The sequence below is a fragment of the Streptomyces sp. GL_148 genome (assembly GCF_057834205.1).
The window spans coordinates 1,012,297-1,035,542 of sequence record NZ_CM174396.1; the positions used below are offsets into that span (position 1 = coordinate 1,012,297).

General features: G+C 73.8%; 19 protein-coding genes and 2 pseudogenes. 11 read left to right on the forward strand and 10 right to left on the reverse strand.

What is annotated here, in order from left to right:
- Positions 1–152 precede the first annotated feature (152 nt).
- Positions 153–1,244 (forward strand): WD40/YVTN/BNR-like repeat-containing protein, encoded by a 1,092-nt coding sequence (locus tag AC3IYI_RS04605; protein WP_489408985.1) that lies wholly within the window; start codon positions 153–155, stop codon positions 1,242–1,244.
- Between the two features lie 197 nt (positions 1,245–1,441).
- Here AC3IYI_RS04605 and AC3IYI_RS04610 read toward each other — a convergent pair whose 3' ends face one another.
- Complete coding sequence (locus tag AC3IYI_RS04610; RefSeq protein WP_489408986.1) at positions 1,442–3,067, reverse strand: vWA domain-containing protein; 1,626 nt, start codon at positions 3,065–3,067, stop codon at positions 1,442–1,444.
- A 172-nt stretch (positions 3,068–3,239) separates the two neighbouring features.
- On the opposite strand from AC3IYI_RS04610, the gene AC3IYI_RS04615 reads away from it, so the two are divergent.
- The 6 genes from AC3IYI_RS04615 to AC3IYI_RS04640 all read left to right on the forward strand — a co-directional run bounded on the left by AC3IYI_RS04615 (position 3,240) and on the right by AC3IYI_RS04640 (position 8,804).
- A complete protein-coding gene (locus tag AC3IYI_RS04615) occupies positions 3,240–3,755 on the forward strand; it encodes a GNAT family N-acetyltransferase (protein WP_489408987.1) in 516 nt (171 codons plus the stop codon).
- Positions 3,756–3,827: 72 nt separating this feature from the next.
- Complete coding sequence (locus AC3IYI_RS04620) at positions 3,828–4,451, forward strand: TetR/AcrR family transcriptional regulator (protein WP_489408988.1); 624 nt, start codon at positions 3,828–3,830, stop codon at positions 4,449–4,451.
- Between the two features lie 18 nt (positions 4,452–4,469).
- Positions 4,470–6,176 (forward strand): PEP-utilizing enzyme, encoded by a 1,707-nt coding sequence (locus AC3IYI_RS04625; protein WP_489408989.1) that lies wholly within the window; start codon positions 4,470–4,472, stop codon positions 6,174–6,176.
- The gene (locus AC3IYI_RS04630; protein ID WP_489408990.1) at positions 6,173–7,027 is read left to right on the forward strand and encodes a PEP/pyruvate-binding domain-containing protein; all 855 of its coding nucleotides are present in this window, start codon (positions 6,173–6,175) and stop codon (positions 7,025–7,027) included. The genes AC3IYI_RS04625 and AC3IYI_RS04630 overlap by 4 nt, the downstream gene beginning before the upstream one ends.
- A gap of 66 nt (positions 7,028–7,093) precedes the next feature.
- Positions 7,094–7,780, forward strand: a complete 687-nt coding sequence (locus AC3IYI_RS04635) for a uracil-DNA glycosylase (RefSeq protein WP_489408991.1) — start codon at positions 7,094–7,096, stop codon at positions 7,778–7,780.
- A 109-nt stretch (positions 7,781–7,889) separates the two neighbouring features.
- The gene (locus tag AC3IYI_RS04640) at positions 7,890–8,804 is read left to right on the forward strand and encodes a sirohydrochlorin chelatase (protein WP_489408992.1); all 915 of its coding nucleotides are present in this window, start codon (positions 7,890–7,892) and stop codon (positions 8,802–8,804) included.
- 109 nt (positions 8,805–8,913) lie between these two features.
- On the opposite strand, the gene AC3IYI_RS04645 is transcribed toward AC3IYI_RS04640, so the two are convergent.
- The 6 genes from AC3IYI_RS04645 to AC3IYI_RS04670 all read right to left on the reverse strand — a co-directional run bounded on the left by AC3IYI_RS04645 (position 8,914) and on the right by AC3IYI_RS04670 (position 15,994).
- The gene (locus tag AC3IYI_RS04645) at positions 8,914–9,981 is read right to left on the reverse strand and encodes a lactonase family protein (RefSeq protein ID WP_489411884.1); all 1,068 of its coding nucleotides are present in this window, start codon (positions 9,979–9,981) and stop codon (positions 8,914–8,916) included.
- A gap of 76 nt (positions 9,982–10,057) precedes the next feature.
- Positions 10,058–11,206, reverse strand: coding sequence for a nitric oxide synthase oxygenase (locus tag AC3IYI_RS04650; protein ID WP_489408993.1), 1,149 nt, complete (start codon positions 11,204–11,206; stop codon positions 10,058–10,060).
- Between the two features lie 220 nt (positions 11,207–11,426).
- Entirely contained in the window at positions 11,427–12,938 is a 1,512-nt protein-coding gene (locus AC3IYI_RS04655; protein ID WP_489411885.1) for an FUSC family protein, read from the reverse strand.
- Positions 12,939–13,216: 278 nt separating this feature from the next.
- On the reverse strand, positions 13,217–13,645 hold the full coding sequence (locus AC3IYI_RS04660) for a universal stress protein (protein WP_489408994.1): 429 nt from the start codon (positions 13,643–13,645) through the stop codon (positions 13,217–13,219).
- Between the two features lie 109 nt (positions 13,646–13,754).
- Positions 13,755–15,320 carry an APC family permease gene (locus tag AC3IYI_RS04665; RefSeq protein ID WP_489411886.1) on the reverse strand — a complete coding sequence of 522 codons (1,566 nt, stop codon included), beginning with the start codon at positions 15,318–15,320 and terminating at the stop codon, positions 13,755–13,757.
- An 80-nt stretch (positions 15,321–15,400) separates the two neighbouring features.
- Complete coding sequence (locus AC3IYI_RS04670) at positions 15,401–15,994, reverse strand: histidine phosphatase family protein (RefSeq protein ID WP_489408995.1); 594 nt, start codon at positions 15,992–15,994, stop codon at positions 15,401–15,403.
- A 97-nt stretch (positions 15,995–16,091) separates the two neighbouring features.
- Here AC3IYI_RS04670 and AC3IYI_RS04675 point away from each other — a divergent pair.
- Positions 16,092–16,196, forward strand: a pseudogene (locus AC3IYI_RS04675) (sigma factor); the annotation flags it as partial.
- Between the two features lie 561 nt (positions 16,197–16,757).
- Here the strand turns inward: AC3IYI_RS04675 and AC3IYI_RS04680 are convergent.
- From AC3IYI_RS04680 to AC3IYI_RS04690, 3 genes and pseudogenes are all read right to left on the reverse strand, one after another.
- A pseudogene (locus AC3IYI_RS04680) lies at positions 16,758–16,976 on the reverse strand (B12-binding domain-containing protein); the annotation flags it as partial.
- On the reverse strand, positions 16,973–18,397 hold the full coding sequence (locus AC3IYI_RS04685) for a cryptochrome/photolyase family protein (protein WP_489408996.1): 1,425 nt from the start codon (positions 18,395–18,397) through the stop codon (positions 16,973–16,975). The gene AC3IYI_RS04685 and the pseudogene AC3IYI_RS04680, both read right to left, overlap by 4 nt.
- Positions 18,398–18,601: 204 nt before the next feature.
- Positions 18,602–20,107 carry an SDR family oxidoreductase gene (locus AC3IYI_RS04690; protein ID WP_489408997.1) on the reverse strand — a complete coding sequence of 502 codons (1,506 nt, stop codon included), beginning with the start codon at positions 20,105–20,107 and terminating at the stop codon, positions 18,602–18,604.
- A gap of 261 nt (positions 20,108–20,368) precedes the next feature.
- Between AC3IYI_RS04690 and AC3IYI_RS04695 the strand changes: the two genes are divergently transcribed.
- The 3 genes from AC3IYI_RS04695 (at position 20,369) to AC3IYI_RS04705 (ending at position 23,034) form a co-directional block, all read left to right on the forward strand.
- Complete coding sequence (locus AC3IYI_RS04695; protein WP_243340573.1) at positions 20,369–20,848, forward strand: Lrp/AsnC family transcriptional regulator; 480 nt, start codon at positions 20,369–20,371, stop codon at positions 20,846–20,848.
- Positions 20,849–20,900: 52 nt separating this feature from the next.
- On the forward strand, positions 20,901–21,578 hold the full coding sequence (locus AC3IYI_RS04700) for an HAD family hydrolase (RefSeq protein ID WP_489408998.1): 678 nt from the start codon (positions 20,901–20,903) through the stop codon (positions 21,576–21,578).
- A gap of 94 nt (positions 21,579–21,672) precedes the next feature.
- On the forward strand, positions 21,673–23,034 hold the full coding sequence (locus tag AC3IYI_RS04705) for a cytochrome P450 (RefSeq protein WP_489408999.1): 1,362 nt from the start codon (positions 21,673–21,675) through the stop codon (positions 23,032–23,034).
- Positions 23,035–23,246: the final 212 nt, after the last annotated feature.

The window sequence follows — 23,246 nt, forward strand, 5'->3', positions numbered from 1 at the left end:
ACGAGAGTCACCGTACTACGAAATCCCTCGTAGTACGAGACCCTTCGTATGACCGGGCGGGCTCGCGCGCCGCGGCCCGCCTCTGTCAGTGGTCGGGTGCAGACTGGCGGAAAAGCTGCCGTGCAGGACAAAGACGTCCGGAGGTGTCGGCCATGACCGACGTGGTACTGCTCGCGGGGACCCGCAAGGGACTGTTCATCGGCCGCCGGGGCTCAGGCGGCACCTGGGAGTTCGGCGAGCCGCAGTTCAACGCCCAGGCGGTCTCGGCCGTCGCCATCGACCGGCGCGGCGGCGCACCCCGGCTCCTGGTCGCCGGGGACAGCACCCACTGGGGACCGTCCGTCTTCAGCTCCGACGACCTGGGAACGACCTGGCAGGAGCCCGCCGCGGCCGCCGTGAAGTTCCCCGAGGACACCGGAGCCTCCCTGGAGCGGGTCTGGCAGCTGCATCCGGCCGGCCCGGAGGCCCCCGGCGTGGTCTACGCGGGGACCGAACCGGCCGCGCTGTTCCGCTCGGCCGACCGCGGCGAGTCCTTCGAGCTGATCCGCCCCCTGTGGGAGCACCCGACCCGGGACAAGTGGGTCCCGGGCGGCGGCGGCGAGGGCCTGCACACGGTGATCACCGACCCGGGCGACCCGGACCTGGTCACGGTGGCGGTCTCCACGGCCGGGGTGTTCCGGACCACGGACGGCGGGGCGAGCTGGGCCCCCTCCAACCACGGGGTCTCAGCGGTGTTCCTGCCCGATCCGGATCCCGAGTTCGGCCAGTGCGTGCACAAGATCGCTCAGGACGCGGGGGACACCGACCGGCTGTACCTGCAGAACCACTGGGGCGTGTACCGCAGCGACGACGCCGGGACCCACTGGACGGACATCGGCGCCGGTCTGCCCTCCGACTTCGGCTTCGCGGTGGCCGCCCACCCGCACCGGCCCGGCACCGCCTACGTCTTCCCGCTCAACGCCGACATCGACCGCGTCCCGGCGGAGCACCGCTGCCGGGTCTTCCGGACCCAGGACGCGGGCGCGACCTGGGAGCCCCTGACGAAGGGCCTGCCGGCAGGGGACCACTACGGCACGGTGCTGCGGGACGCGCTCTGCACGGACGACGCGGACCCGGCCGGCATCTACTTCGGGAACCGCAACGGCGAGCTGTACGCCAGCCAGGACGACGGGAACAGCTGGCAGTTGCTGGCCGAGCACCTCCCCGACGTCCTGTGCGTACGGGCCGCCGTACTGAACAGCTAAGACTTGATCCGCTATTCCCGCAGGGATGACGGACTGCAGCCGGGGCGGTTCCTGGGCTGTCCGGCGTGGCCGCCCGAGGGCGGCTCATCCGGGGTCGCTCAGGGCGCTGGTCCGGCATTCGGGGAGCAGAGGCACAACGCAGATGTCGTACTGCCGCGTGATCCGTCGCGGTGGCGGCCCGCCCAGCGGCCGGGCCCTCAGCCGGTGAGACCGCGGGACTCGCGCACGGCCTGTGCCAGCTGGCGTACGGCCGGGTCCTCGGTGGTCCCGGCCAGCCGGTCCGCGTGTCCGGCCAGGCTCCCCAGCGGGACGGCCCCCGGCACCCGCTCCCAGCCCCCGTCGCGCTCGCGCAGGGCGGAGGCGAAGTAGGCCGCCACCGCGGTGACCTGGAAGCGGGTGGACGCCCCGGTCCACACGTCGCCCGACAGGGCCGCCGCCTCGATCCGGCCGGACTCCTCGTGCGGCGCGCGGGTGCGCGGGTCCAGCCAGCGCACCGTCGCCGTCGCCAGGTGTCCGGTGGCGCCGGGGCGCAGCCGCACCGCGTACAGGGCGGTCACGGTGTGGCCGGAGCCGACCTCTCCCCCGTCCACGGTGTCGTTCCTGAAGTCACCGTCGGCGACGCGGCGGTCGTCGTAGCCGATGAGCCGGAACCGTTCGACGGTCTGCGGATCGAAGGCCACCTGCGCCTTGGCGTCGCGGGCCCGCAGCTGCACCTGCGCCGGGAGGTCCTCGCAGAACACCTTGCGGGCGCCCTCCGCGTCGGAGACGTAGGTGGTGTGCCCGTCGCCCCGGTCGGCGAGCTGTTCCATGAAGGCGTCGTTGTACTCGCTGCCGACGCCCACGCCGAACAGGGTGATGCCGTGCTTGGTCCGGGCTTCGCCGATCCGGTTCAGGATGGTGTCGGCGGAGGTGGCGCCGGTGTTGGCCAGGGCGTCGGAGAGCAGGACGACCCGGTTGGTGGCCCCGGGCCGCAGCGACTCGACCGCGACCTCGTACCCGCGGACGACCCCGGCCTCCACGTTGGTCGAGTCGGCGGTGCGCAGCGCTGCGACGACCTCGTGGATCCGGTCGCGGTGGCCCTCGACGCGGGTCATCGGCAGCCGGGTCTGGGCCGCGGCGCTGAAGGTGACGACGGCGACCGAGTCGTCTTCGCGGAGCTGGTCGGTCATCAGCTTCATGGAGCTGCGGACGAGGTCGAGGCGGCCCGGCTCGGCCATGGAACCGGAGACGTCCACGACGAAGGTGAGCGCCGCGGGCGGCCGGGCCTCCGCGCCGTCCGCCCCGCCGTTCCCGACCCGGGTGGCGAGGCCGACGCGGACCAGGGACCAGTTCGCCTCGGTGGTGCGGGCCCCGTCGACGGTGACGGAGAAGCCGTCGCCGTCGGGCTCCCGGTAGTCCTGCCGGAAGCTGTTGACGAACTCCTCGGGGCGCACGGTGGCGGGGTCGGGGAGCTTGCCGTCCGCGAGGGTGCGGCGGGCGTACCCGTAGCTGGCGGTGTCCACGTCGAGCGCGAAGGTGGAGAGGTAATCGGCGGGCGGTGTGGTGGGGCGCCGCCCGTCGCTCTCCCCTTCCGCGCTTTCGGTGCCTTCCCCGCCGGGACGGGTGGCGGACGGCCGCGGTCTGGAGTCGCCGCCCTTCCACTCCCCGTCGGCGGTGCGGTTCGGGCCGCCGCCTCCGCAGCCGGTCAGCAGGAGGCCGCCGGCGAGGAGCGCGGCGGTCAGTCTGCCGTAGGTTCTCCGCCGGGCCGGGCGGCCCCTGCGGGACGGGCCGGGGGTACTGGGCGTGCGGGGCGCGCCGGGCGTGCGGTCCTCGTGGGGCTCCATACCGTCTCCCTCGAACGTCATCGGTGCTGAATGTGACGCCCGGGAGCGGGAGTTGGAGCAATCGAACCTGTTGCGAACAGGTATCGAAGCGACAACGGGCGGCCGGGGAGGCGCCGGAGGCGTGCCGGAATCCGGATGCGGTACGCGGAGCGGGGCTGATATCTCCTGGAGGATGGAACCCATCCTGACGCGACGCCTCGCGCTTCTCCCGTTGGACGCGGATCGGGCCCGGCGGCTGGCCGTCGGGCCACCGGGGCCGCAAGACCGCTACCGCTGGGCCGAGGGCTATCCGGACGACGGGGACCGGGCCGGGGCCGAGCGGTATCTGCGGGTGCTGGCCGCTACGGGCGATCCGGCACCGTACGGGGCGTTCGAGATCCAGCGCCGGTCCGACGGACTGCTGATCGGCGGCGCGGGGTTTCACGGTCCTGCCGACGAGGCGGGCGGAGTGACCGTCGGCTACGGGCTGGTTCCCGCCGTGCGGGGCCGGGGCTACGCCGCCGAGGCCCTGCGGGCCCTGCTGGAGCACGCCCGCGCTCACGGGGCGGTCTCGGTGTCGGGCGACACCGACCGGGAGAACACGGCCTCGCAGCACGTCATGACCGCCGCCGGCATGCTCCCGGCCGGCGAGGACGCGCGGCTGCTGTACTACGCCGTGAGCTGGACACGGGCAGCCGACAGCGGATGATCCCACCCCCTTGGGGGGTATTCATACCGTTTCTTGACAGTTTGCTGTGAATTGGAGTACGGTCACCGTGCCATGAAAGAGAAGCGCGCGTACGAGAGTCCGCTGCGTGCCGGACAGCTTGAGCAGACCCGGCAGCTGATCCTCGCCGCGCTCACCGAGGCCATCGCCGACGAAGGCGTCCAGGAGCTGACCATCCCGCTCGTGGCGGAGCGCGCAGGCGTCGCCGTCCGCACCGTCTACCGGCACTTCCCGACCAGGGAGGCGCTCTTCGCGGCCTGGAGCGGGTGGGCCCAGGAGAATCTGCACGTGCTCCTGCAGTCCTACCCGGACACCCTGGACGGGCTGCGCCGCGTGGCGCCGGAGCTCTACCGCTCGTACGACGAGCACGCGCCACTGATCCTCGCCATGCTGAACTCCAAGGCGGCCCGGCCGCTGCGGGAGCAAGGCCGCAGGCACCGGTTCCACGCGGTGGAGACGGCGCTGGCCGAGCTCACCGCGCAGGCCGACCCGGTAGCCCGCCGCCGCGCGGTCGCCGTGGTGTACCTGCTGGTGAGCGCCCCGGCCTGGCAGGCCATGCGGCTGCAGGCGGGGCTCGACGGGGCGGAGGCCGGCACGGCCGCCGCCTGGGCGGTGCGGGTGCTCACGGACGAGCTGCGGCGAGACCCGGACGGCCCGCTGCGCCACCCGGGCGGATGACCGGCGAGGAGGAGAGCCATGAGCATCACCACGGAACGCACGTTCGCTCCACCGGGGCCGGGTACCTGGTTCCTGGACCCGACCCACTTCACCCGCCCGGTGACCAGGTTCCACGCCGAGATCTTCATCGAGGAGATGCACCGCGGCTTCGGAGAGAGCCTCCGCCGGTACGGGTCGCTGCTCGAACGGCTGGACTGGGCCTTCGTCAACGGCTTCTGCTACTACCATCCCCAGCCGCTGGGAGCCCCGCCGGACGCCACGGACCACCCGCCGAGAGAGGTCTGGGAACGCCTTGCCGCCGATCATCCCGAGATCCGCACCAGGCTCGCGACCAGCGCGACCGTCTTCGAGCGCAAGCTGTGGCGCGAGGACCTGCGCCGCTGGGACGAGGAGGTCAGACCCGGGCTGCAGCGCGAGCGGCGCGAACTGCAGCAGGTCGAGCCCGGTCTCCTCGATACCGGCAGTCTGCTCGCGTACCTCGACCGGTGCCGGGAGCACCAGCGCCGAGCCGGCTACATGCACCACCTGTTCAACATGCCGGCGCTGCTGCCGATGGGCGATCTGCTCGCACACTGCCAGGAGTGGACCGGGCGCACCACCGGCGAGATCCTGGCCCCGCTGGCCGGATCGAGCCCCGACCCGCTGGCGGACCGGGAGGCACTGGCCGAGCTGGCCGCCGCCGTAGCAGCGGACCCCCGGGCGAGCGAGCTGCTCGCCTCCCCGGCGCGACCCCAGGACCTGCTGGCGGCGCTGGGAGCCGTCGCGGGACGTACGAGTACCGCCCTCGCCGAGTACCTGGAGACGGCGGGCTGGCGCCCCGTCAATGGCGAGGACGTGGGCGATCCCTGCGTGGCGGAGTTGCCCGCCGTCGTGCTCGCGGCCATTCGCTCGGCGGTCTCCTCCTCGACGAGGTCCCAGGCGGACGCCCGCACCGACCAGCGCGCCGACGCGGCGGCCGACCTTCGCGACGCCGTACCCGCGCCGCACCGCTCCCGCTTCGACGAGCTGCTCGCCGAGGCGCGGCTGGTCTCCCGGCTGCGCGACGAGCGCGGGTCGTGCGCGGACCTGCCGGCCATCGGCCTCACCCGGCGCGCCATCCTGGCGGCCGGCCGACGGCTCACCGAGCAGGGCCGGATCCACGCGCCCGCCCACCTGGCCGAGGCGGGCTACGCCGAGCTGCGCGACCTGGTCCGTACGGGCTCCGGGCCCGACGCCGCAGAACTCGCCGCCCGGGCGCACTACCGCGACCACGCCCGGTACGCGGACGCGCCGCCGATGCTGGGTCCGCCGCCGGGCGACCCGCTGCCGCCCGATTGGCTGCCGCCCGCCGCGGCACGCCTGGAACGCGCCCTCGGGGCCGTCGTCCTCGCCATGTTCAGCAGCCCGGCGGCCAGGACCGAGGGGCGGACCGTACACGGGCTCGGCGCGAGCCCGGGCGTGTACGAGGGCACGGCACGGGTGATCAGCGGCGTGCCCGAGTTCGACCGCATCCAGCCCGGCGACGTCCTGGTCACCGGCGCGACCACCACGGCCTTCAACATCGTCCTGCCGCTGCTCGGCGCGATCGTCACCGATCGCGGCGGGGCGCTCTCCCACGCAGCCATCGTCGCCCGGGAGTTCGCCATCCCCGGCGTCGTCGGATGCACGGATGCCACGGCGGTGATACCCGACGGCGCCCGGGTGCGGGTCGACGGCCGGGCCGGAGAGGCGGCGGTGGTCCGATGACGGTTCCGCTGTCGCCGAGCACGTGGTCCGCCCCCGTGCCGCTCCGCCTGGCCACCGACGAGAGCCGGTACGGCGGCAAGTCCTCGCAGCTCGCGGTCGCCGCCCGGGCTGGTCTACCGGTACCGGAGGGAATCGCCCTGGAATGGCTGTTCGTCGACGCCGTCGCAGCAGGCGACGACGAGGCGCTCGCCGCCCTGCACGTGTCGACCGCCGACTTGCGGGGCGGCGCTCTGGCCGTGCGTTCATCGGCGCTGGGCGAGGACTCGGCTGCGGCGAGCTTCGCCGGACAGCACCTCACCTGCCTCAACGTACGGGGTCCGGACGGGTTGACGGAGGCGGTCCGCAGGGTGAGGGATTCTGCGCACTCGGACGCCGCGCTCGCCTACCGTGAGCGGCTCGGGCTGCCCGGCCGGGCCAGAGTGGCAGTGGTGGTACAGGAGTTGGTGGTACCGGAGTGCGCCGGAGTCCTGTTCTCCCGAGACCCCCTCGACGGCTCCGACGTCCTGGTGATCGAGGCGAGTTGGGGCCTGGGAGAAGCCGTGGTCAGCGGCTTGGTCGTGCCGGATCACTACCGGGTCCGCCGCGACGGCCGGGTGATCGAGCGCACGGCGGGCATGAAGGACCTGGCCGTGGAGCCCGCGCCGGCCGGCGGAACGAGCCAGATCCCCGTCCCCGCCGACCGAATCCACCGGCTCTGCCTCGACGAGACGCGGTTGGAGAGCCTGCGGGAACTCACCGCCCGCTGCGAGCAGGTCTTCGGCGGGACGCAGGACCTGGAGTGGGCCTTCGCCGCCGACCGTCTCCGCCTGCTCCAGCGCCGGCCGATGACCGGGGCGGTGCCCCAGCACTGACCGAGGTGCCCCGCGCGTGCGAGCGGTGGCTGCGGGCGGCGGACTGGGCCAGTAGAGTGATCGATCGTGGCAGCACGACCGTTGAACGAGATCGTCGAGCCGGGCTGGGCCCGGGCTCTGGAGCCGGTGGCGGCGCAGATCGCCGCGATGGGCGACTTCCTGCGCGCGGAGATCGCGGCGGGCAGGACCTACGTCCCCGCGGGCGCGAACGTGCTGCGCGCGTTCCAGCAGCCCTTCGACGAGGTGAAGGTGCTGATCGTCGGGCAGGATCCGTACCCGACGCCGGGGCACGCGATCGGCCTCTCCTTCTCCGTGGCCCCCGAGGTCAGCCCGTGGCCTCCGAGCCTCGACAACATCTTCCGCGAACTGCACGCCGATCTCGGCACGGGCAAGCCCCGGAACGGGGACCTGACCCCGTGGACCCGGCAGGGCGTCCTGTTGCTGAACCGCTCGCTCACCACCGCCCCGCGCAAGCCCAACGCCCATCGCGGCAAGGGCTGGGAGGCGGTGACCGAACAGGCCATCCGCGCGCTCGCGGCTCGTGGCAAGCCCTTGGTGTCGGTGCTGTGGGGGCGCGAGGCGCGCAACCTCCGGCCGCTGCTGGGCGAGCTGCCGGCCGTGGAGTCGGTGCATCCCTCCCCGATGTCCGCGGACAACGGGTTCTTCGGGTCCAGGCCGTTCAGCAGGACGAACGACCTGCTGGTCCGCCAGGGCGCGCAGCCCGTGGACTGGCGGCTTCCCTCCGCGGGGTGACCGAAGAGCTGATCCGTATCTGACATTCCGCGGATAAATACGGACAGATGCCGCCGGAGAAGGCCCTGCCCGAACACCCGGTTTCGATAAACCAGTAGCATGCGGCGCCATGAGCTCCCCCACTGGGCCCGCAAATGGCCTGCCCGTACGAATGCCGCGACCCCGCCAGACCGGACGGCACCGCCGGCCCGAGCCCGCGGTGGCGCCCGAGGGCGCGCCCGCGCTGGTGCTCGCCGTGCCCGGTGCCCCTTCGGCCGCCTCGCGGGGGCTCGCGGAAGAGATCATCAGCATCGGCCGCTCCGAGCTGCCGGGCCTGGACGCCCGGGTCGGTTTCCTCGACGGTGACGACTCCTCCGAGTTCCCGTCCCTGTCGGGCGTGCTGACCGCCGTCGCCCGCGACCGCGCCGCGCGCGCGGAGTCCGCCCGCGCCGCCGGGCAGGACGTGCCCGCGCCGACCGGCCCGGACGCCGTGGTCGTGCCCTTGCTGGCCGGCCCCGACGGGGGTCTGCTGCGCCGCGTGCGCCAGGCCCTGATGGATTCCTCGGCCGCCGCCGAGCTGGCCGACCCGCTCGGCCCGCACCCGCTGCTCGCCGAGGCGCTGCACGTGCGACTGTCCGAGGCCGGCCTCGCCCGCGCCGACCGGGCCAGGCTCTTCAGCGTGACCACGGCCGCCGACGGCATCGTCCTGGCCACCACCGGCGGCGAGGAGGCCGTGCAGGCCGCGGGCATCACCGGCATGCTGCTGGCCGCCCGTCTCGCCGTGCCGGTGATGGCCGCCGCGCTGGACGAGGAGGGTTCGGTGGCCGCCATCGCCGACCAGCTCCGCCGCGAGGGTTCGACGCAGCTGGCGCTGGCCCCGTACCTGATCGGCCCGGAGGTCGCCGAGGGACTCCTCGACACCGCTTGCAAGGAGGCCGGCTGCAGCGCCGCCGACGTGCTCGGCGCGTACCCCGCGCTCGGCAAGCTGGCCGTCGCGCAGTACTCCGCCGCCCTCGGCATCACCCACGGCGCCGCCGCCCACTGACCCCCCGCTCATGCCGTACGTACGAGGGCCCGCGCCCCGGACTGTTCTGAATCGAACGAGCCGGGGCGCGGGCCCTCGTACGTACGGCGGTACGGCGCCGGCCGACGTCTCAGCCGAAGACCACGCAGGTGGCGGCGGGTACGGCCACCGATCCGGCCCGGTGCGGCTCGCCGGTCAGGGGGTCCACGTCGAACCAGGTGACGTCGCCGGAGCGCTCGTTGGCCGCGTAGAGCCTGCGCCCCGACGGGTCGGCGGCGAGATCGCGCGGCCAACTGCCCCCGCAGGGCACGGTGCCCGTGAGCTGCGGCTTCTCCGCGCCGTCGGCGAGGGAGAGGGTGGCGATGGTGTCGGCTCCGCGGACGGCCGCCCAGAGGAAACGGCCGTCGGCGGAGGCCACGACCGCCGAGGGGTAGGCCGCTGGGGCCCCTGGAGCACCCGTGGAGGCTACCGGAACCTCGGCGACCGGTTCCAGCTCACCCGACCCCCCGTTCCAGCGGCAGACGGTCAGCTGCGGCTCCAGCTCGTGCAGTACGTAGACCACTTCGCCGGAGGGGTGGAAGGCGAGGTGCCGGGGGCCGGTCCCGGCGCGCAGCGCGGCCTCGGCGTGCAGGGCCGGGGCTCCGGTGGCCGGGTCGAGCGCGCAGACCCGTACCGAGTCGGTGCCGAGGTCGACGCTGAGCACCCAGCGGCCGCCGGGAGCGGGCAGCACCTGGTGGGCGTGCGGGCCCCGCTGGCGGCCGGAGTCGGGGCCGGAGCCCTGGTGGGCCAGTACGGCGGCGGGCTCCCCGATCGAGCCGTCGGCGGCGAGCGGGAGGCTGCTGACGCTGCCCGAGGTGTAGTTGGCGGTCAGCAGCCGGCGCCCGGCCACGCTGAGGTGGGTGGGGCCGGAGCCGCCGACGGGGACGGCCGAACCGAGGGGGACGAGCCCCGCGGCGGTGGTCCGGAAGGCGCCCACGGCGCCCTCTTCTGCCTCGCTCACGGCGTACAGCACGCCGGTGGCGGGGTCGTGGGCCAGGTACGAGGGGTCCGCGACGGCGTCCGTGACCGAGAGCGGGGTCAGCGCTCCGGTGGCCGGATCCACGGCCGCGGTGGTGACACCGCGGCCGCCCCCCGAGGTGAACGAGCCGATCCAGGCCAGGTGTTCGCCGCCGTGGGCGGTACGGTCCGTACTGCCCACACCACTGTCCGCGTCGCCCACGGGAGGCCCCTCTCCGCCGTTCCGGATCCGTTCGTGAGCGACGGTAACAGAAGGTCTAGACCAAATCCCGCCCTTGGGCCCGTTCCTGGGCGCCGGGGTGATGGACGTAGGCGGTCGAACTCGGCCGGTCCTCGTAGGTGCGGTGGAAGACCGGGGTCGCCGACCCGGAGATGGGCGGCACGATCCAGGACCAGTCCGCGCCCACGTCACGGCCCTTGCGCTCCTCCTTCTCCAGGTGGGTCAAGAAGCGCCGGGACTCCGTGTGGTGGTCGGCGATGGTGACCTTGGCCCGGTCGAAGGAGTGCAGCACCGCCCGGTTGAGCTCGACGAGCGCGCGGTCCTTCCAGAGGGAACGGTCGCTGGCGGTGTCGAGGCCCATGCGGCGGGCGACCGCGGGCAGCAGGTTGTAGCGGTCGGTGTCGGCGAGGTTCCGGGCGCCGATCTCGGTGCCCATGTACCAGCCGTTGAAGGGCGCCGCCGGGTAGTGGATGCCGCCGATCTCCAGGCACATGTTGGAGATCGCGGGTACGGCGTGCCAGCGCAGGCCCCAGTCCGACCAGCCGTCACCGCCCGCCGCTCCGTCGGGGTGCTCGATGGGCACCTCCAGCACCGCGTCCGGGGGGACGTCGAACCAGCGGGGTTTGTCGTCGACCCCCTGCACGACCAGCGGAAGGAGGTCGAAGGGGGTGCCGGGACCGCGGGACCAGCCCAGCGCGAGCAACGCGCTCGTGAGCTCGGCGTTGCGGGCGTCGCCGACGGTTATCGAGGGGTGGTCGCCGTAGCCGGCGTACCGGACCAGTTGCTCGCTCCAGATGACCGGGCCGGGACGGTCCGGGGCGTCGGGGGCGAAGACCGTGATGGTGGGCCGGACCCGGCCGCCGTTGGTGGCCTCGCGCAGGTGCTCGAAGCACTCCTCCGCGATCCCGTCGGCGTCGCTGAGCCCGCGGCGGTCGCGGACGCGCAGCGAGTTCCAGTACAGCCTGCCTATGCAGCGGTTGCTGTTGCGCCACGCGACGCGGGCGCCGTGCTCCAGTTCCTCGGGAGTGTGCCGGTACGTGTCCGTCTCGGCGAGCTCGGCCCGTACGGCGGCGAGCCGCTCGCGCGGATCACCCGCGTGCGGGTTCTCCCTGTGGAACATTCGGATGAACTCCTCGGCCGCTTCCCACACCTGAGCGGTGCCGGCGCGCTGTTGAAGTATTTCCATTCCGGGCGGTTACCCCCTGTCCGACCAGGTCCACCCCGCGCGCCGTGGAGCGGCGCCATGCCGGATGAATGTGCAATGAACAATCACCCGTTGTACACGTCGCAGGTCAGCGGCATGCGGAAGGCGCGCCCGGAACACTCCTCCGTGTGATCTTCATCGATCGGCCTGCGGACGGGACTTGGGGAGACGTACCATCCGCGGCAGCACGAGACCGCCGGGGTCAGGCTCCCACCAGCGGCGGGCGTGTCGCACTGCGCAGCGGTCCGTCGAGCTGTGCGAGGACCCGCTCCAGACCGTGCAGATGGGCCAGTGCGGGCTCCGAGGCGGCCCGCGCGGGGTTCAGCGCCGCGGCGGCCGACCGGTGCTCCGCCTCCGTGGCGCGTTCCGCTTCCGGCGTCAGCAAGGCTTCCACGGCGGCCTCCACGCGCCAGCACGCCGCCGCGAGCCGGGCGTCGTGGCTCGCGTCCGGGTCCGCCGCCACGGAGACCAGCCCGCGGACTTCCGCGGCGCACTCGTCGAGCAGCGCGAGCACCCGGCGGGCCCTGGCCTTGCGGCCGCGGTAGGGGCTCAGCGGGTGGACGAGCGGAGCCAGGGAGAGCCGTACCCGGCCCAGGAACAGCTCGAGCTCCGCGGCGTGCGGCGCGGGGTCGGCGACCGGGGAGCCGGCGAGCCGGGCCGCGGCCTCGGCCGTGCAGGTGCGGACGCAGCGCAGCGCGCGCTGGATCCACATGTCGTTGGTCGCGTGCGTGGTCACCGGGAGCACCAGGATCACGGCCAGCCCGGCGCACACCGCGCCGACGGCCGTCTGCTCCAGGCGCAGGACGAGCAGCCCGGGATCGAGTACGCCCAGCAGTCCGTAGAGCAGGCCGGCCATCACCGTCACGGCCAGCATCATCCAGCTGTAGGACACGGCGGCGGTGTAGAAGATCCCGAAGACGCAGAGAGCCACCAGGACGGCCGTGGGCGCCGGCGCCCCGTTCAGCGGGATGGCTATCAGCAGGCCCGCGCCGATCCCGAACACCGTGCCGAGGACCCGGCGGAAGCCTCGGACCAGGGTCTCGCCGCGCGAGGCGGTGTTGACGAAGATCCACCAGGCGGTGCCGACCGCCCAGTACCAGCGGTCCTGCGACAGGGTCTGGCCGATGCCCAGCGCGACCGCACAGGCGGCGGTGGCCTGGAAGGCCTGGCGGGTGGTCGGGCGGGCCAGCCCGGTCCCGGGCGGCGCGGGCGGTACGGCGGCGGGCGGAACGCGCCGCTCGATCGGCCACAGCACGAACCGTACGGCGGCGGCCGAGAGGAGGGCCAGTGCGACGGCCGCGTAGAGCTCGGGCAGCTGCCCGGGCCGCGCGTGCAGGAACTGCGTGACGAAGAAGTTCATGAACGCGAAGATCCCGAGGGCGTGGCCGCGCACCCCCCACCTGCGGGCGTAGACGCCGGCGAACACCACGGCGACGAACACCGCGTCACGGGCGAGCGGTACGCCGTGCAGGGTGGTGGCCAGGGCCAGCACGGGGAATCCGGCGGCGGGCAGCAGGGCGGTGGTCACCCGCTGGGCGCGCACCGTCGAGTCGGTCACGGTGAAGAGGGCGAGCAGGGCCGCCAGTCCCCCGGTGATCGACGCGACGAGGGAGAGCCCGCAGAGCTCGGCCACGGCCACGGCGAGAGCGACGCCGATGACGGCCCTCGCGGCGTTCCTGAGTCTTGCGCGCCCCGGATCCGGAGCCACGAACATCCTCTTCACGGCGGTGTGCCGCCCCCCTTGCGATGGAGCACGCCGGACCCGCTCGCGCCCGGGGGTGGTGGGCGGCACACGGGCACGGCGAAGGCGCCACGGTCCGGAGCGGCCTCGTTGCCGTCCGGCGCTGCGTGGCGCCGTAGATACATGGATAGGACACAGATAAGCATCCACAGGGGCAATGGCTCAACTCGGCCCGCCCTGGATGGGCCATTGGCACAGGCCGGAGCGGCGATCTTCGGCCATGGGAAGGCCAACGGACCCGGGCGGCGCGGTCAGTCCCCGGAGACGTGCTCGGTCGGGACGCACAGCACCGGGACCGGGGAGAGGTGCAGGAGCTTGTGCGGAGTGGATCCGAGCAGGGCGCCTCGGATCGGGCTGTCGCCCCAGCTCCCCACGATGATCACCCGGGCGTCGTGCCGTTCGGCGGCGTCGAGCAGCGCCTGGGCCGGTTTCGCGTCGGCCACCTCGACCGTGGACGGCACTCCCGCCTCGTCGGCGGCTTCCACCGCCCGGGCGAGCGCGCTGCGGCCGGCCTCCAGGACGGCCTCCCGGTGTGCGCGGTACTCCTCGCCGGTGGGGCCCGGGGCGGCTGCCCCGTAGACGAGGACGAGCGGCTCGCCGAAGGCGGTGGCCACCTCCAGGGCCACCCGCAGGGCGCGCTCGGCGCCGGGCGACTCGTCGTACCCGAGGACGACGGACATCGGGGCTCCTCTCGGCCGGCCTGCGGTCGGTGCTGCGGGGCTGCTGGAGGCGGGATGCGGGACGCGGAACTGAGGAACTGCGGGGCGGAGGAACTGCGGAACGCGGCGTTCAGGGCTTCGGAACGTCAGGTCTTCGGGGCTTCTTGGCCGCGTGGACGAGGGCCGGGTCGGCGACGCCGCGCCGCTCCTGCCAGAAGCGGCCGTCCCTGATCCGCCAGAAGCACATGACGAGCACGCCGACGACGGCGATGCCGATCCCGATGACCAGCGGCGGGCCGAGGCCGAACCAGGAGACGCCGCCCGCCGAGTTCTCCGGGTCGGACATGTCGTCGACCGACTGCACGAGCAGCCAGGCCAGCAGCCCGGCGCCAAGCACCGGGCCGAGGCCGATCAGCAGGAAGTTGTGCACGCTCTCCAGCAGGTGGCGCCGGTAGTAGACGGCGCAGGCCAGGCCGGTGAGGGCGTAGTAGAAGGAGATCAGCAGGGAGAGGGCGGTCAGGGAGTCCAGGAGGGCGTTCTCGCTGATCTGGTTGACGGCGAGGTACCAGGCGATGGCGATGCCCGCCACCCACCAGGTGCTCACGTCCGGGGTCCGGAAGCGGGGGTGGATGTGCGACAGGTTCGGCGGCAGCGCGTGCCGGCGGGCCATGGACAGGGCGGTACGGGAGGCCGGGATGATCGTGGTCTGGGTGGAGGCGAGCGCGGAGGTGCAGACGGCGAGCAGCACGACCCAGTCCCAGCCGCCCATGACCTCGTGCGCGAGGACCGCGAAGACGGCCTCCTCCTCGCCGGCGTTCTCGGCGAGGAACTGCGTCCCGGCGTAGCCGACGACCGCGAAGCCGACGGACAGGTACGTCACCAGCAGGACCACGGTGGACCAGATGCCGGCTTTGCCCGGTGCGGTGGCCGAGTTCTCGACCTCCTCGGTGAGGTTGACCGCCGACTCCCAGCCCCAGTAGATGAACACGCCCAGCAGCAGGCCGCCGGTGAGGGCGGCGCCGCCGGCTCCGAAGGGGTTGAGCCACTCGAGCGCGGGTCTGGTGCCGTCGAGGCTGCTGGTGCCGGCGTAGACGCGGTAGAGGGCGACCACGGCGAAGACCAGCAGGCAGAAGACCTGGGCGAGGATCAGGACGTCCTGGAGCCGGGCCGACATCTCGGTGCCGATGACGCAGACGGCCGTCATGGCCAGGATCACGACGACGGTCAGGGTCTGGCGCAGTGCCTCGTTCGCCGCCCAGCCGTCGAGTCCGGCGGCGAGCAGTCCGAAGTGGACGGCGACGTCGGCCAGCGAGCCGATGACGAGGACTCCGGTCATCGCGATGGCCCAGCCGCCGAGCCAGCCCGCCCAGGGGCCCATGGCGCGCGTCACCCACGAGAAGGTGGTCCCGCAGTCCTGGTCGACCTTGTTGAGGTAGTAGAAGGCGGCGGCGATCAGCAGCATCGGGACGAAGGAGGCCAGCATGACGCCGGGCGCGTAGATGCCGACGAGCGCGACGATCGGCCCGATGACCGCGGCCAGGGAGTAGGCGGGCGAGGTCGAGTTCAGGCCGATGACGAGGGCGTCGAGGAAGCCGATCGCGTTGGCCTTGAGCCCCGGTTCCACGTCGGCGGGGTCCGTGACGGCCCTCGCTGCCGGTTCCGGCGCCGGAACCGGTTCCGGGGGCTCAGGGGGCATGCCGTCCGAGCCATGGTGGGCCATGTACGCATCGTCACGCAGACGCGGCCGGCGCGCGAGGCGGGGCCGTCACGCGAGCGTCAGGGGCGGGTGTTCCACCCCGCGACGACGGGCAGGCCGTGCTCCGTGGACAGCATGCTGAAGGTGCCCGTACGGAGCAGGAAGAGGCGTCCGGCCTCGGGCGGCAGACCGAGGTAGCGGGCGGTCAGCACCCGCAGCAGGTGCGCGTGGGCCACCAGGACGACGTTGCCGCCGTCGGCGCGCAGTACCTCGGCCACCCGGGCGAGCACCCGGTCCGCGCGGGCGCCGACCTGGGCGGCGTTCTCGCCGGGGTGCTCCTCGTCGCCGGGTGGTACCCCGTCGGTCCACAGGGACCAGTCGGGGCGCTCGCGCAGGATCTCGGCCGTGGTGATGCCCTCGTAGCCGCCGTAGTCCCACTCGTACAGGTCGGGGTCGGTCGCGGCGCCGGTCAGGCCGGCGAGCTCGGCGGTGGCGGCGGCCCTGCGCAGCGGGCTGGTCAGGACCAGGGCGGGGCTGCGGTCGCGGAAGTACGGGAAGAGCGAGATGGCCTCCTCGACCCCGCGCGGGGTCAGCGGGACGTCGGTGCGGCCCGTGTGCCGTCCGGCCGCGCTCCAGGCGGTCTCGCCGTGCCTCACCAGCAGCAGATCGCTCACCCTTCGGACCCTAGTGCCTGCGCCATCGGGGCGCAGTCCCTGAGGGGCCGCGCCCCGTGGTGTGTCCGCCCGCTGTGCGCGCGTCGGGAATCGATGCGCAAGCGGCGTGACCCAGCAGGTCTTCCTCGCCGCGTGGCGGGGCCGCGGCGGGTACCGGCCCGGGCCGGGCGGCCTCGGGGCCTGGCTGACCGGCATCACCCGGCATCACCCGGCACAAGGTGGCCGACGTCCTGCGGCATTCCCTGGCCCCTTCCCTGGAGCATTCGCCGGTGCATTCGCCGGAGCCCGGAGTGCCGCAACAGTTTCGATGACGGCCAGCCCCGAGCGGAGTCCGAACAGCCGCTCGGTGCGGGCGGACTGTGCCTAGCAGCAGCGCCGCGTGGCCGCGGGCGCCGCGCGGGCCCCACTCGATGCCCGCCACCGCCCTCGCCAGCGCGGCGTCCGCGGTCGTACGGGACTGCGCCCACAGGACGACGGCCCGCGGACCCGTCCGCCGGACGGCCTCGCACAGGGCGTCGGCTGGCAGGGCCGCTCCGAACATCCGCACCGGCAGGGCCCGTTCACCGAGGGCGGCGGCCAGCGCTTCCATCGGGAGGCTGTGCTGCTCCCCGGGCGCGCAGGCCAGGAGCACGGGCGGGGCCGGGAGCGGATCCGGGGCGGGCCGGATCCGGTGCAGGGCAGGGCAGGGCAGGGCAGGGCAGGGCAGGGCAGCGGAGACGTACCAGGACAGCAGGTGTTCGACCTCGACGTAACGCTCCCCGGCCGAGGCCCACTTGCGGCCCACCGCGTGCAGGGTCGGCTCGGTCACCTCCTCCCAGGCGGTGACCGGCCCCAGCTCCGCGAGCACGGCCGCCAGCAGGTCCTCCACGGCCGGCGCGTCCAGCCGTACGGCGGCCCGCGCGAGCCCCCTGCACTCCGGGCGGACGTCCCCGAGGCGCAGCGCGCGGGGCCCTCCGGGGGTCGGGCCGGGGCGGGCCGTCACCCCGGTCCCGGGCGTCCTGCGGAGTCCGGCTCCGGCCCGTCCGCGGAATCCGTCCCTGTCCCGCGGCCCCTGCGGAAGCGGTCCAGGCCGTCGGCGAGGCCGACCACCGGGTCGGGGTAGTCGTAGCGAGCCCGTTCCAGGCCCGGGAGCCGCCAGGGCTCGTGCACGCGCGGTGCGGGGAGACCGGCCAGTTCGGGGACCCAGTGGTGGACGTAGCCTCCGTCGGGGTCGTAACGCAGGCCCTGGCGCACCGGGTTGAGGACCCGGTTGGGTCGGGTGTCGGTGCCCGTGCCCGCCACCCACTGCCAGTTGAGCTGGTTGTTGGCGAGGTCCCCGTCGACGAGGAGTTCCATGAAGTGGCGGGCTCCGACGCGCCAGTCGACGTACAGGGTCTTGGTCAGGAAGCTCGCGACCAGCAGCCGGCCGCGGTTGTGCATCCAGCCCTCGTGGGCCAGTTGGCGCATCGCCGCGTCGACGACCGGGTAGCCGGTGCGGCCCTCCTTCCAGGCCCGGGTCTCCTCCTCGGCGGCGGGGCCGGTGCGCCAGCGGTCGCCGCGGTCCCGGTAGTCCTCGACGGCGGCCTCGGGCCTGGCCGCGAGCACCTGGTGGTGGAAGTCGCGCCAGCACAACTGCCGTACGAAGGCCTCCGCGCCGGGGCCGCCGGCGGCGCGGGCGCGGTGGACGGACTCGGTGGGCGAGAGCGTGCCGAAGTGCAGGTGCGGGGAGAGCCGGGAGGTGGCGTCGCCGGCCAGGTCGTCGTGGGTCTCGCCGTAGCGGTCGATCCCGGAGCGCAGCCACCGGGTCATCAGCCGGCGCGCCTCGGGCTCCCCTCCGGCGGCGAGGCCCGGGGAGGTGCCGGTGACGGCGGCCCGCTCGGGCAGGGGTTCGGAGCGGATCGCATCGGGCACCGGGACGGCGCGGGGCGCGGGGGCGGCGGCGCGCAGGGGGTACTCCGACCAGTGGCGGTGGTACGGCGTGAAGACGGCGAAGTGGTCGGAGGCGGTGGACCCGGCGGGGGTGACGGCCCCGGGGGCGACCGCGGTGATCACCGCGTCGTGGACGTGGAACCGCCGCCCCTCGGCTTCGAGGGCCCCCCGCAGCCGCTCCTCACGCGCGTGGGCGTAGGCGCTGACCCCGGCCGCCATGTGCACCTCGTCGGCGTCGGCCTCCCGTACCAGGGCCATGGTTGCGGCGACCGGGTCGCCGGACCGCACGACGAGACGGCCGCCCCTGGAGCGCAGCCCGGCGTCGAGACCGGCGAGGCAGTCGGCGAGGAAGGCGAGCCGGTTGGGCGGGGCGGCGACCGCCGGGTCGCGCACGAAGAGCGGCACCACCTGCTCGGAAGACGACAGGGCGGCCCGCAGCGGCGGATGGTCGTGCAGCCGCAGGTCGGAGGTGTAGAGGACCACCGCGACGTTCATGGGTTTCGCTCCGCGTGGGGGGATGGGGGACATGGGTACGGGGTGTCGTGGGGTACTTCGCCCGCGGCCCCGCTCCCGGAGGCGATGGCGCTGCCGCTTGGTGGCCCGGGTTCGTCCCGCCCGGCCTCCGCACCCGCCGGGAGCCGTTGGCGGCACGCTTCCGTAGCGCGGCGGCCAGCGGCCTCTGATCCCCGGCCCACGAAGTTACACCGCACCCTCGTCGGCGTCGTCCGCGCGCTCGGCCGCGCGGGCGATGTTGCGTGCCATGCCGCCGAAGACGACGGCGTGGAACGGTGACACGCTCCACCAGTACAGGTGGCCCAGCAGGCCGTGCGGATGGAACAGGGCCCGCTGGCGGTAGCGGGATCCAGCCTCCCCCGGGGACGGCGGATCGGCGTGCAGTTCCAGCCAGGCCAGCCCCGGCAGCCGCATTTCGGCGCGCAGCCGCAGCAGCCGGCCCGGTTCGATCTCCTCCACCCGCCAGAAGTCCAGCGAGTCGCCCACCCGCAGCCGCGCCGCGTCCCGGCGGCCGCGCCGGATGCCGACCCCGCCGACGAGCCGGTCCAGCCAGCCCCGTACGGCCCAGGCCAGCGGGAAGGAGTACCAGCCGTTCTCCCCGCCGATGCCCTCCACCACCCGCCACAGCGCGGCCGTCGGGGCCTCGACGGTCAGCTCCCGATGGTCGGTGTAGAGGCTGCCGCCCGCCCAGTCGGGGTCGGTGGGCAGCGGGTCGCTCGGCGTGCCCGGGACGGCGGCGGAGGACCAGCGGGTGGTCACCCGGGCCTCGCGGATCCGCCGCAGGGCCAGCGCGAGGGCCTCGTCGAAGCCGATGGGCGCGCCCAGCGGGTCCGGGACGTGGACGGCGATGTCGTGCTCCGCGCACACCACCTCGTGCCGCAGGGATTCGGCGAGCGGCCGGGCCAGCGCCCTCGGCACGGGGGTGACCAGGCCGATCCAGTGGCTGGACAGCCGCGGGGTGAGCATCGGAACCCGCAGGATCAGGCGGGCGGGGAGCCGCGCGACGGCGGCGTAGCGGCGCATCATCTCCTCGTACGAGAGCACGTCGGGCCCCCCGATGTCGAAGGCCCGGTTCACCTCGGGCGGCATGCCGGCGCTGCCGACGAGGTAGCGCAGCACGTCGCGGACGGCGATGGGCTGGCAGCGGGTGCCGACCCAGCTGGGGGTGACCATGACGGGCAGCCGTTCGGTCAGGTAGCGCAGCATCTCGAAGGAGGCGGACCCGGACCCGATGACGACGGCGGCGCGCAGGACGGTCGCCGGGACGGCTCCGGCGAGGAAGACCTCCCCGACTTCGGCGCGGGAGCGCAGGTGCGGTGAGAGGGACCGGACGGGGATGTCGGCCGGGGTGAGGCCGCCGAGGTAGACGATGCGGCCGACGCCTGCGGCGCGGGCCTCGTCCGCGAAGGCCCGGGCGGCGTCCCGGTCGCGTTCCTCGAAGCGGGATCCGGTGCCGAGGGAGTGCACGAGGTAGTAGGCGACGTCGATGCCGTCCATCGCCCCGGCGAGGGACGAGGGGTCGGTGACGTCTCCCCGGACGATCTCGGCGTCCCCGGCCCAGGGGTGGTCGCGCAGTTTTTCCGGGGTGCGGGCCAGGCAGCGGACCCGGTGCCCGGCGTCCAGGAGTTCGGGTACGAGGCGTCCGCCGATGTATCCGGTGGCCCCGGTGACCAGGCAGTTCTTGCCCGTCATGGCTGTCTCCGCTCCTCGCGCACTGTTCTTCGATACCTCCGCCCCCTCCCTGCGATTCTCCGTGGCGCGCCGGATCGGATGCGGGATTCCCCCGTACGGCACATCCAAGACCCCCCTCGGCTCCGAAGAAGGGGTGCCGGGGTGCCCCGGAGGACGGGGTGAAGAGGGGGGAACGCGATGGCCGAGCGAGGGGCGCCGCAGGTCACGGGGGGTTTGATCGGGTACGTGCTGGTATCGGGCACGCGTTGGTACAGTCGCGGCATGGCGGTGGACGAGCTCGACACACGGATCCTGCGCCTGCTGATCGAGCAGCCGCGCACCAGCATCCGGGAGTACGCCCGGATCCTCGGCGTCGCGCGCGGCACCCTCCAGGCCCGGCTGGACCGGCTGGAGCGCACCGGGGTGATCACCGGGACCGGGCCCGTACTCTCCCCCGCCGCGCTCGGGCATCCCGTCCTGGCCTTCGTGCACATCGAGGTCACCCAGGGGCACCTGGACGAAGTCGGCGACGCGCTGGCCTCCGTACCGGAGATCATCGAGGCCTTCTCCATCACCGGCGGCGGGGACCTGCTGACCAGGGTGGCCGCCCGGGACAACGCGCATCTCGAGGACGTCATCCAGAGGCTGATCCGGCTGCCCGGCGTGGTGCGCACCCGGACGGAGGTCGCGCTGCGCGAGCGGGTGCCGCACCGGCTCCTCCCGCTGGTCGAGTCCGTCGGACGGGCCGCACGCAAACCCTGACAAGATGGTCCGGACAGGTACAGGACAGGCACCGGCAGGACGGGCACTACGGATGATCTCCGTCATATTCGATCTCGACGGCACCCTCGTGGACAGCGAGCCGAACTACTACGAGTCGGGGCGGCGCACGCTGGAGCGCCACGGGGTCCCCGCTTTCACCTGGGAGCAGCACTCCCGGTACATCGGCATCGGCACCCTGGAAACCCTGGAGATCCTCCGGGACGAGTACGGGATCGCGGCCCCGGTGGAGCAACTGCTCGCCGAGCAGAACGCCGCCTACCTGGAGCTCGCCCGTACCCACACCGAGGCCTATCCCGAGATGCGCGCGTTCGTGCGGCGGCTGCACTGCGAGGGCGTCCCGATGGCGGTGGCCTCCGGTTCCTCGCGCGAGGCGATCGACGCGGTCCTGGCGGGCACCGGGCTGGACGCGCTGCTGACCACGGTGGTCTCCGCCGAGGAGGTCGCGCAGGGCAAGCCCGCCCCGGACGTGTTCCTGGAGGCGGCGCGCCGGCTGGGCGCGGACCCCGCCGACTGCGTGGTCGTCGAGGACGCGGCGCCGGGCGCCCTGGCCGCGCATGCGGCGGGCATGCGGTGCGTGGCGGTCCCGTACGTGGCGGCCACCGCCGACGACCCGGCCTTCGCGGCGGCCGGGCTCCTCTTCCCCTCCGGGCAGCGGGAGTTCAGCGCGGAGAGCGCCTACACCTGGCTCACCGCCGCGCAAGCGGCCTGAGCCGTCCGGACGCCCCGGGGTCGGCGCTTCTGCGGCCACCCGGCGTTCCACGGATGCTCTGGCGTCCTGGGGGCGGCGCTGTCACCATGCCCGGGTGACCGCCACCCTGCTGCCCCCGGGCTCCGAGCGCGGACCGCGCCGCTGGCCCCTGGTGGGGAACCTCCCCGCCTTCGCCCGCGATCCGCTGGCCTTCTTCGAGTCGCTGCGCGACGAGTACGGGGACTGGGTGCCCTGGGCGCTCGGCCCGCAGCGCAACATCCTGGTCTCGCGGCCGGAGCACGCCGGTGAACTGCTCGGCGCCGTGGAGTCCACTTTCAGTCCCACCGAACTGGGCTGGGCCTTCCGCCAGTTGCTCGGCAACGGGGTGGTCGTCGCCACCGGCGAGGACTGGCGGCGCAAGCGCGCACTGGTCCAGCCCTCGGTGCGCCCGCGCCAAGTGCGCGCGTACGCGGGCACGATGGTGGAATGCGCCGACGCGCTGGTCTGCGGCTGGGGCGACGGCGCGCGGATCGACGTGCACCGCGAGATGGCCGGACTCACCCAACGGATCGCGGTCCGCACCCTGTTCGGGAGCGACGCCGCCGGCCGGGAGGCGCCGATCAGCGCGGCCATGGCCACCGCGCAGCGCGAACTCGGCGCCGAGTTCCGGGGCGTGACGATGTTCCTGCCGCCGTGGGTGCAGACTCCGGGGAGGCGCCGGATGCGGGCGGCCGTGGACGTCCTCGACCGCGAGATCGAGCACGTCATCCGGGAGCACGAGGCGGCCTCGGCGGCCGGCGAGGAGCGGGACGACCTGCTCGGCAGGCTCCTCTCCGCCCGCGACGAGGACGGCGCGCCGCTCTCGCGCACGGAGCTGCGGGACGAGTCGATCACCCTGTACATCGGCGGCCACGAGACCACGTCCACCACCCTGACCTGGGCCTGGCAACTGCTCTCGGGGGCACCGGAGGCACGGGAACGGCTGACGGAGGAGCTGGACCGGGTGCTCGGCGGCCGGCTGCCCACCTACGAGGACTACGCGCGGCTGCCCTGGACCCAGCAGGTGGTCAAGGAAGCGCTGCGGATCTACCCGCCGATCTGGCTGATCTCCGCGGTGGCGAGGGAGGGCGCCACCCTCGGCGGGCGTCCGGTCCCGGCCGGCCTGTCGGTGTGGACCAGCCCGTGGTCCGTACACCGGGACGAGCGCTGGTTCCCGGAGCCGGAGGCCTTCCGCCCCGAACGGTGGGATGCGGACGCAGCCCACCAGATCCCGGAACACGCCTGGTTCCCCTTCGGCGGCGGCCCGCGCGCCTGCCTGGGTGCCCGCTTCGCCCTGGTCGAGGCCGCCCTCGTCCTGGCCGTCATCGCCCAGCGCTTCCACCTGGACAGCGGTCCCACCCGCGCGAGGGTCCTCCCGGGGCTCACCCTCCAGCCCAGGGACCCGGTCCTGGCCACCCTCCGCGCGCACCGCGCCTGACGGATCGCGTCCCGACGGGGGACACCGGGATCCCAGGGGGCGAGACGCCATTGACCGGGAGCGGGCGAATGGCTAAGTTTCGCCGCATGTTGCGTTCAGTCATGCTCACCACGCGCGGTCACATCGACCTGCTGCGGGTGGCCTCCGCCGCGTGTTGCCGCGGCTGCTGACGTCCTTTCACCTGTGGCACGAGCGCTCCGCGCTCCCCTTTC